The organism is Rhizobium sp. SVR5-9E, assembly GCF_056755095.1.
Window position 1 is genome coordinate 1 of record NZ_JBNDHS010000152.1, and the last position, 9,342, is coordinate 9,342.

9 protein-coding genes and 1 pseudogene are annotated in these 9,342 nt (G+C 60.1%); 2 read left to right on the forward strand and 8 right to left on the reverse strand.

The window, feature by feature from the left end:
- Positions 1 to 1,769: ABC transporter transmembrane domain-containing protein (locus ACPYOJ_RS32865; protein ID WP_481419983.1), on the reverse strand; the 1,769-nt coding region annotated here is incomplete at its 3' end.
- 191 nt (positions 1,770 to 1,960) lie between these two features.
- On the opposite strand from ACPYOJ_RS32865, the gene rpmE reads away from it, so the two are divergent.
- Positions 1,961 to 2,182 carry a 50S ribosomal protein L31 gene (gene rpmE / locus ACPYOJ_RS32870; protein WP_168831537.1) on the forward strand — a complete coding sequence of 74 codons (222 nt, stop codon included), beginning with the start codon at positions 1,961 to 1,963 and terminating at the stop codon, positions 2,180 to 2,182.
- Positions 2,183 to 2,327: 145 nt separating this feature from the next.
- On the opposite strand, the gene rcdA is transcribed toward rpmE, so the two are convergent.
- The 3 genes from rcdA to ACPYOJ_RS32885 form a co-directional block, all read right to left on the reverse strand.
- Positions 2,328 to 2,843 (reverse strand): protease adaptor protein RcdA, encoded by a 516-nt coding sequence (gene rcdA, locus ACPYOJ_RS32875; protein ID WP_168831538.1) that lies wholly within the window; start codon positions 2,841 to 2,843, stop codon positions 2,328 to 2,330.
- A gap of 376 nt (positions 2,844 to 3,219) precedes the next feature.
- Positions 3,220 to 3,411, reverse strand: a complete 192-nt coding sequence (locus ACPYOJ_RS32880) for a DUF1192 domain-containing protein (RefSeq protein WP_481419984.1) — start codon at positions 3,409 to 3,411, stop codon at positions 3,220 to 3,222.
- Between the two features lie 21 nt (positions 3,412 to 3,432).
- Positions 3,433 to 4,932 carry an MFS transporter gene (locus tag ACPYOJ_RS32885; protein WP_481419989.1) on the reverse strand — a complete coding sequence of 500 codons (1,500 nt, stop codon included), beginning with the start codon at positions 4,930 to 4,932 and terminating at the stop codon, positions 3,433 to 3,435.
- Between ACPYOJ_RS32885 and ACPYOJ_RS32890 the strand changes: the two genes are divergently transcribed.
- Positions 4,885 to 5,049: a hypothetical protein gene (locus ACPYOJ_RS32890; RefSeq protein WP_481419985.1), complete on the forward strand. Its 165-nt coding sequence runs from the start codon at positions 4,885 to 4,887 to the stop codon at positions 5,047 to 5,049. The two genes, ACPYOJ_RS32885 and ACPYOJ_RS32890, sit on opposite strands and share 48 nt — an antisense overlap.
- Here the strand turns inward: ACPYOJ_RS32890 and ACPYOJ_RS32895 are convergent.
- The 4 genes and pseudogenes from ACPYOJ_RS32895 to ACPYOJ_RS32910 all read right to left on the reverse strand — a co-directional run.
- The gene (locus ACPYOJ_RS32895) at positions 5,046 to 5,963 is read right to left on the reverse strand and encodes a PhzF family phenazine biosynthesis protein (protein WP_481419986.1); all 918 of its coding nucleotides are present in this window, start codon (positions 5,961 to 5,963) and stop codon (positions 5,046 to 5,048) included. The two genes, ACPYOJ_RS32890 and ACPYOJ_RS32895, sit on opposite strands and share 4 nt — an antisense overlap.
- Positions 5,964 to 6,093: 130 nt before the next feature.
- Positions 6,094 to 7,119, reverse strand: coding sequence for a class I fructose-bisphosphate aldolase (locus ACPYOJ_RS32900; RefSeq protein ID WP_481419987.1), 1,026 nt, complete (start codon positions 7,117 to 7,119; stop codon positions 6,094 to 6,096).
- Between the two features lie 216 nt (positions 7,120 to 7,335).
- Complete coding sequence (locus tag ACPYOJ_RS32905) at positions 7,336 to 8,535, reverse strand: phosphoglycerate kinase (RefSeq protein ID WP_481419988.1); 1,200 nt, start codon at positions 8,533 to 8,535, stop codon at positions 7,336 to 7,338.
- Between the two features lie 71 nt (positions 8,536 to 8,606).
- Positions 8,607 to 9,342, reverse strand: a pseudogene (locus ACPYOJ_RS32910) (potassium/proton antiporter); the annotation flags it as partial.

Consider the following 9,342-nt stretch of genomic DNA (forward strand, 5'->3'; position numbering starts at 1 on the left):
GTCTCGAACTGCAGCTTCGCCAGTTTGGCGTAGATCCCGCCATGACGGATCAGGCTCTGATGAGCGCCCTCTTCGACGACGCGGCCCTCGTCCATGACCAGGATGCGATCTGCCTTCAAGACGGTCGCGAGGCGATGGGCGATGACGAGCGTCGTGCGACCCATCATTAGGCCGTCGAGCGCTTTCTGCACCAGTGTTTCGCTCTCCGCGTCGAGAGCGGATGTGGCTTCGTCGAGCAGCAGGATAGGCGCATTCTTCAGGATCGCCCGGGCGATTGCGATGCGCTGGCGCTGGCCGCCGGAAAGGGTAATGCCGCGCTCGCCGACCTCGGTGTCATAGCCCTTGTCCAACTTCGCGATGAACTCGTCCGCCTGAGCCGCGACGGCGGCAGCACGCACCTCCTCGCGCGTCGCGCCGGGACGGCCGAAGGCGATGTTGTCGTGGATCGAGGCAGCGAAGATGGTGACGTCCTGCGGAACGATTGCCATGCGCGCGCGCAGATCGGCCGGTGTTACTTCGCGTGCATCCAGACCATCGATCGCGACGCTCCCCTGTTGTGGATCATAGAAACGCAGCAGCAGCGAGAAGACGGTGCTCTTGCCGGCGCCCGACGAGCCGACGATGGCGACAGTTTCGCCCGGCGTGACGCTGAAGCTCAGCCCCCGCAACGCCGATTTGCCGGGACGCGACGGATAGGCGAAATGGACGTTCGAGAATTCGACGCGCCCCAGGGCCGGAGCGGGCAGCGTCTCGGGCTCTTCCGGTGCTCTGATCGGCGAGACTTCGTCCAGCAGTTCATTCAGCCGCTCGGCGGCGCCTGCCGCCTGCGAGAGTTCTCCCCAAACTTCAGACAGGGCACCGAGAGAGCCTGCGGCGATGACCGAATAGAGCAGAAACTGGCCGAGCGTGCCCGCCGAAAGCGTTCCGGTCAGAACATTATGGGCGCCGACCCAAAGAACGGCAACGACACTGCCGAAGACCAGCGTGATCGCAATGCCCGTCAGGAGCGCCCGGGAGCGGGTTGCCGAGCGTGCGGCGCTATAGGCCGCCTCGACGGCAGCACCATAGCGGCTTGCGGCAGCATCCTCGCCATTGAAGGCCTGCACGGTGCGGGTCGCGGCGATCGCTTCGTTGGCGAAGGCGGAAGCCTTGGCGAGCGTATCCTGAGCGGTGCGAGAGCGCTTGCGCACCGAACGCCCGAAGGCGACGAGCGGAAAGACGATCAACGGGATTGCGCCGAGCGCCAGGCTGGCAAGCTTCGGCGAGGTTACGATCATCATGCCCATCGCGCCAAGACAGAGGATGAGGTTACGTAGCGCCACCGAGGCGGTCGCACCGACGGCCGATTTGATCTGTGTCGTATCGGCGGTCAGGCGCGAAACGATCTCACCCGACTGGTTGATGTCGAAAAAGGATGGCGACAGGCGGGTCACGTGCGCGAAGACATCACGGCGGAGATTCGAGACGATACGTTCGCCGAGCGTGATGACGAAGTAATAGCGAAGGGCGCTTGCAGCCGCGAGCACCACAGCCATCACCGTCAACATTGCGAAGTAACTGTTGATGAAGTTGCCGTCAGCCTGTGTGAAGCCGTGGTCGATCATGCGGCGTACGGCAAGTGGAAGGGCGAGCGACGTAACGGCGGCAACAACGAGTGCAACCAGGGCGCCTGCGACCATGCCGCGGTAGCGCATCATATAAGGCGCGAGCCTTCCTAGGGGCTTGAGGGAACGCGACTTCTTTTCCGCGGCCTGGACTGCGTCTGTCAATTCATCTCCAATCGCCCAATACCGCGGGTCGGCGGCTTGTTGGCCCTTGTTATCCGGATGGCCTTCATGTATAGGCAGCGCATCCGAATGGGAAGCCGTAGCCTTCGCGACTGCGGCTTCATTTATTCAATCGGTTCTCTTGCCGCAATGACATGCGTCAAATTGGACCCTGGCATCGCAGGAAGATTGTTATGAAGGCAGATATTCATCCCGAATACCACGTCATCAAGGTAGTGATGACCGATGGCACCGAATACGAAACCCGCTCGACCTGGGGTTCGGAAGGCGCTGTCATGAACCTCGAAATCGATTCCAAGTCCCACCCGGCCTGGACCGGTGGCAACCAGCAGCTCATGGACCGCGGCGGCCGCGTTTCCAAGTTCAACAAGCGCTTCGGCGGCCTCGGCCTCTAATCGCTTCCGCGGTACGGAATTTGAAAAAGAGCCCGGCTTTTGCCGGGCTTTTTGTTTGCCGTTGTCCTGGAGAGTAGCGGGAAGACGAAAATGCAAAAGCCGGCCGCGTCGCCACGGCCGGCTTTTCAATGTTCTCGCTTACAACTCAGTTGTTGCCAAAAGCGGTTTGCAACAAATGCAGCTGCGCCTGGACGCTGTTTTGATTGTCGGGAACGATCGGCGCTTCCGACGGGCGATAGATTTCCCGGTCGAGAAGGGCGACGCGGTTCTGGAGGCGCAATGAGCGTTCGACAAGATCACGGAAAGCTTCCGGCAGGTCATTCCAGCCGGGAGCGTTGCGGTCCACGTTGAAGCCGTCGAGGCGAACTTTGCTCTTTTCGGCAAGCACCTGATCCCGGGACATCTCGCCGTTGTTGACGGCCCGCTGCAGGAGCAGCCACGACGCCATCTGCATGAGGCGGGTCGTCAGGCGCATCGACTCGGCGGCGTAGAGAACGGAAGCCATGCGTGGCAGAACCTTGGATGCAGCGCGTCCCGTACCGTCGAGGTAGGCAGCCGTTTCCTCGACGAGCGACATGCCTTCCGCATACAACGTCTTAAACTGTGAGGATGCGGCGGCGCGGCCCGCAAAACTGATCGTATTCAAACCAATTTCCGACATTCAAATGGTTCCTGTTGCACGCATCTACATATGTTCAGGTAACGTCAGTCTGAAACGAAAGTTTCAAAGACCGGTCTTTGTGTCTTGAAGATGGTATCTTTAGCCTAAATGCGCAAGGCGTTTCTTAAGAAAGGGTTAACTTCCACAGTTTCGTGGTGAACGAGCGCCGGCACAAAAAGAAGAGCCGCAAAAGCGGCTCTCAAGGTAAAACAGGGAGAAAAATCAGACCAATTCACCGCGTGGAAAACTGTCTGAGATCCAGACGAGATCTGGATGAGAACAGTAATATCTCATAAAGCTTAATATTACGTTAAGACTGTTTCCTATTAGGACTTGCGCAACAGTTTTTCGCCTGTCCTGCAGCCTCGTGCCAGCTCTAGGAACGAAAGAGCTTTTCGGCGGCCGCGCGATCTGAAGCCTTTCTCGCCGCCTCATCCTCGATGCGGCCAATCTCCGCCTTCAGCAATTCCACACGCGCCTTCAATTCATCCACGGAAAGCATGGAAAGATCGGTTCCGATTTCGTGAGCCACTTTCTTTTGTGGCCGGTCGTCGTCGATGAAGCTCATGGGCAATCCTCCGTTCGGTTCTCAGCCGTACTTTACCTCAGGATCGCCGCTTTCGGGAGGCGTAGGCGATGTGCGCTCGGCAAGCGACATGCCTTCGGGCGTCAGCATCGGGGAGGTGCCGGTCGGGATTGTCGTGTAGGCCTCTCGCTCGCCGACGGGCACTGCAGCGCGAATACGGCTACGGATGATTGCGTAAGCGGTGATCAAAACATGCGCGAGAGCGGTGACAAGGAAGAGTGCATGCGGGCTGACTATCGACATCACCGGCCCGCCGATCGTCGGGCCGATCACCGTGCCGATGCCGTAGAGCAGCAGAAGCCCGCCGGAAACCTTCACAAAGTCCTCGGACGAAGCGAAGTCGTTCGCATGCGCGACAGCAACCGGATAGAGGGTGTTGGCGACCGCGCCATAGAGGATCACAAGGCCGATAAGAAAGGCTGGCGACGAGGGATGCAGCACGACGATCAGAAGGCCGGCAAGCGCGGCGACCGCCGACATGGCTGCCAGGACGTAGCGGCGGTCAATGCGATCGGAAAGGCGGCCGGCTGGAAGCTGCATCAGCGCACCGGCGAAAATGGTGGAACTCATCATCACGGCGATGCTGGTGTCCGACAATCCCGCACCGGCGCCGAAGACCGCGCCGAGCGTGCCGTAGGCGCCGTTGGCGATGCCTACCAGCAGGATGCCGAGGCACGAAACCGGCGAATTGCGGTAAAGAGCAGGCAGGTCAAGCTTCACGGCCTTCAGCGGCTGCGGGGAGGCGGCGGTCGAGAGCGTGGTAGGCAGCATGGCGATGCAATAGAAGATGCCGCAGACCATGAAGAGCACTGGCGTGCGTACGTCTTGGAGCGGGATCATCATCTGCCCGGCGACCACACCCAAAAGCGTGATGCCGATATAGAGCGAAAAGATCGCGCCCCGGCTCTCGTTTGTTGCGCGCTCATTCAGCCAGCTTTCGATGATCATCGAGGTGCCGGCTGTCGAGAAGCCCGTGACGGCGCGCAGCACCACCCACCAGATTGGATCAATGATGATGCCGCTCACGAGCGCAATGATGGCGATGATCGAGATGAAGCCCGAGAAGGCGCGTACATGGCCGACACGCCGCACCATTTTAGGGGCCACGAGGCAGCCGACGACGAAGCCCGTCGCCCAGGATGTCCCGAGCAGGCCGAGCGTGGTCGTATGATAACCCTCGAGATTACCGCGGACGGGAAGCAGGATGCCCTGAAGGCCGTTGCCCATGAAGAGGAAAAGCGTTCCGAAAAGCAGTGCAGCGACGGACAGCAGATTTCTTTTCATTTCCACTCTCGGCGAGTTCGACTTTAAAAATGCATAGGACGAGGCTGTTCCCCGCCCTGTCCCAATAATGTTGATTGTGCCCCGGAATGCCGTTACGGCATGAAGAAATGTTGTGTTCGCGCGGAATAATGTCCGTCCTGTGACATTCTGATAATATTGGAAAATAATGCCATGACGAAGCTGCTGGCGCTTTTGCTCATCCTTGCCATGGTCGTACAGGTCATCAAGCCGCTCGGGTTTCCCGGTTTGCGACGGCGGATGGACTTTTGGAAGATCGCGTTGATTGCCTTCGCGATATGGGCGGTCGCGCTTCTCGGACGCGAACTGATCGCCTAGACAGTGATCTCACCCAGCATTACTGGCACGCACTCGCCGGAAATCGAGACGTCCGTCACCATGCCGTCCTTCTTGACGACGTCGACTTCGATGATGCTGCGGCGCCCCATTTCGACACCCTGCTCGATCGTCACACGCTGGTTGATGGTCTGCTCCGGTGCGAGCGAGACGAGATAAGCAGCAAGCGCCGCGGAAGCGCTGCCGGTCGCCGGATCTTCCGGAACGTTGTCGAGCGGGGCGAACATGCGGGCACGGATATTCCAGGGTTTCTCCGGCGCGCGGACATAAACGAACAGGGAGAAATCGTGGTTGCCTTCGGCGGTCGGACCGGCGGCCTCCTGGAAATGCGCGAGGTTCGGCCTCGCTGCGCCGAGCGTCTCCAACCCATCGAGTTCAGCGACGGCGAAGCTGAGACCGACTGAGGCGAAAATCGGGCGATGCTTCGATTTGACGATCTTGCCGCTATTGATGCCGATGCACCGGGTGATCGTTTCTTCGGACACATCAGGCCCGATATGCAGCGATTTGGGCGCACGGATCGTGGCAGAGGTGACCCGGCCTTCGGTGCGGCGGAGCGTCACTTCGACCAACCCGGCCTTCTCCTCGAAACGCAACGTGTCTCCGATCGGCTTGCCGAAGACTTCACTCTGCTGGCCGAGGACGTAGGCCGTTCCCACATTCGGGTGACCGGCGAAAGGCACCTCCATGGTCGGCGTGAAGATGCGGACATTCGCCGTGTTGGCAGAATCCCTGGGCGGAAGGACGAAGGTTATTTCGGAATATTTGAACTCCGCCGCGATCTTCTGCATCGTCTCGGAACCGAGTTGCTCCGCACCCATCACGACTGCGAGCGGATTGCCCTCGAAACGGTTGGCGGTGAAAACGTCGACGGTCGTAAACGAAAGGATACTCATCGCGGCTCCCCAGTCTGAGGCCGCGATCATGGGCGAGGGCTTTTGATCGTCAAAGCGCAATCTTGTCGCCGTGACAATGGAAAAGCCCGGCACATGCGCGCCGGGCTCCCGCATCAGGTTTCACATCGTCTCAAGCGGCCTGTTCGAGTTCCCGCTTCCAGGTGCCCTTGGCGGCAAGTCTGTTCATTTCAGCGCGGTGGTTGAAGGCACGCTGGCCGGCGGCGACGTTCTCGGGCTTTCCGCCCCAAGCCTTCAATGCCGTGTCCTGCAGGGCGCGGCCATAAGAGAAGGTAAGCTTCCAGGGCAGTTCGAACGCGGCATTCATCGCCGAGAGGTGAGCTGTCGCTTCTTCGGCGGTCTGACCGCCGGAGAGGAAGGCAATGCCGGCTACTGCGGACGGAACAGTGCGCTTCAACACCTGAACGGTGCGTTCGGCCACTTCCGCGACAGATGCCTTGCGGGCGTTCTTGCCGTCGATGACCATGTTCGGCTTCAGGATCATGCCCTCGAGGCTGACGCGCGCGTCGGCGAGTTCCTCAAAAACGGTGCGCAGCGTCCATTCGGTGACCTCGGCGCAGCGGTCGATATTGTGGTCGCCCGGCTTGCCGTCCATCAGGCATTCCGGCTCAACGATCGGCACGATCCCCGCTTGCTGGCAGAGCGCGGCATAGCGGGCGAGCGCGTGGGCGTTCGCCTTCATGGAACCCCAGGTCGGGAGCGAGGATGAGATGGCGATCACGCCACGCCACTTGGCGAAGCGGGCGCCTGCCTCGTAGTATTTGGACAGACGCTCGGCGAGACCGTCCAGGCCCTCCGTGACCGTTTCGCCCGGAAAGTTTGCCATCGGCTTGGCGCCGGTATCGACCTTGATGCCGGGAATGCTGCCCGCAGCCTTGATGATGTCGACGAAGGAGGTGCCATCAGCCGCCTTCTGAAAGAGCGTCTCTTCGTAGAGAATCACACCCGAGATGCAATTCTTCATCGCCTCTTCTGAGCGGAAGAGCATCTCGCGGTAGTCGCGCCGGCTTGTTTCTGTCGACTCCAGACCGATCGTATCGAAGCGCTTTCCAATCGTGCCGGTCGATTCATCAGCGGCGAGCAGCCCCCGGCCATCCGCTACCATCTTCGCTGCAATGTCTTCCAAGCGTTCGCTCATTTCACGTTCTCCACTACAAGAAAAATCGGCAACCAATGAATATAGGTCGGCGATAACAGAAGTTTATAGGAAGGAAAATGGAGTGCTAAGTCATTGAAACGATTGAAATCATTTCAATCGTTTGAAAGTTCGTAAGTTTTTTCTTCACGTAAACGAAGACCGCGGAGGCAACCCCCCGGTCTATCAACATGCTAGATTGTCAGCTCAGCCGGCTGATCATTTACCGCTAAGAACGGCAACACCCGGAAGGACCTTGCCTTCCATCCATTCGAGGAAGGCACCCCCTGCGGTCGAGACATAGCTGAAGTTATCGGCGACACCCGCATGGTTCAGGGCCGAAACCGTATCGCCGCCGCCTGCGACGGAGGTGAGTTTGCCGGCCTTGGTGCGTTCAGCAGCATATTTGGCCGCCGCCACCGTTGCCCTGTCGAAGGGTTCGATTTCGAAGGCGCCGAGCGGGCCGTTCCACACAAGCGTCTGCGCGCGCTCGATCCATGCCTTGACGGCTTCGATAGACTTCGGGCCGACGTCGAGGACCATGGCGTCCTCGGGAATGGCTCCGATATCGACGGTCTCGTTGGCCGCGCCCGCCTTGAATTCGCGCGCGATGATGCCATCTTCCGGCAGGATGATGGCGCAGCCGGCGGAAGCGGCTTCGATCATGATCTGCTTTGCGGTGTCGGCGAGGTCATGTTCACAGAGCGACTTTCCGACATTGGTGCCGCGGGCAGCGAGAAAGGTATTGGCCATGCCGCCGCCGATCACCAGAGCGTCGACCTTCTTCACCAGGTTCATGAGCAGATCGATCTTGGTGGACACCTTGGCGCCGCCGACGATGGCGACGACCGGGCGAACCGGATTGCCGAGGCCCTTTTCGAGCGCCTCGAGCTCCTGCTGCATCGTGCGGCCGGCATAGGCAGGCAGCCGATGGGCAAGCCCTTCGGTGGAAGAATGGGCGCGATGTGCGGCGGAAAAGGCATCATTCACATAGATATCGCCACTGGCGGCAAGGGCTTTTGTGAACTCCGGATCGTTCTTTTCCTCACCCTTATGGAAGCGGGTGTTTTCAAGAAGCAGGATATCGCCATCCCTCATCTTGGCGACGGCCGAAGCGGCAGCTTCGCCGACGCAGTCTGAGGCGGTCGCGACCGGCTTGCCAAGCACGCGCGAAACGTCCGGCGCGATCAGCGAGAGCGAGAGGTCCGGCGAGGAGCCGTCCTTGGGGCGGCCAAAATGCGCAAGCAGAATGACCTTGGCGCCCTTCCGCGACAATTCGAGGATCGTCGGCGCAACGCGTTCGATGCGTGTCGTGTCGGTCACCTTGCCGTCTTTCACTGGAACGTTGAGGTCCACGCGGACGAGAACACGCTTTCCAGCGATGTCGTTGAGGTCGTCAAGGGTCTTGAAAGCTGGCATTGGACTATCCGTTCGTTAGTGCCTTGGGAAGGTGGCCGACCATAGCAAGGATGCCTCAGGACGCAAGGCGCTCAGCCATGGTTTTGACGCGCGGTTTCGTCACGATCCGACGCGCCCGATGCATGTGCGGCTTCCGCCGCTTCGGCGGCATTGCGGCCCTTGAGGCGGTCTCGCACGCGTTGGATGATATCGCGCAAATTGATGAAGATCGGCAGCGTGATTGCGGGCTCGACAGCCTCGAGAGACATGCCGACGGAGGTGACGTGATCCTGGTCGTCCAGGTCGCGGACGATCAGGATGATAGACCCGAGACGGACGCGATCGGCATACTCCGCCTTGCCGCCCAAACGCTGCTTCATCAGTTCGGCGATCGTCAGGCCTTTCTCGGATTCGTTCAGCAACCCCGGACCATAAGCGGCGTCAAGATCGGCAGCAGGTCGTGACGGTGACAGCGCGAAGGCGCCAAAAAAATCCGCATCGTCCGCGTCCACCGGCGCGCGACTGGCGAAGAGCCGGTCGAGCAGGCGCGAATAGCTTGGCGCGATGAAGAGATAGACCAGATCGTTTTCGCGCAGCCGGCCGGCATATTGATAGCGCATCGACTTGCCGTCGCGGATGACGAGCGAAGGAGTTGCCCAGCGCGGAATGCGCTCGCCGCGAAGGACCGGACTGTCCTTTATGACACGATAGGACAGCAGTTCATGGTTGGCCGCGCCTGGCAGATCGATCTCGACCTTGTCGACCGCGCCCATGCGTGGCGGAACGATGAGGCCGAGTTTCTTGGCCACCGGCTTGATGGTCCATCCC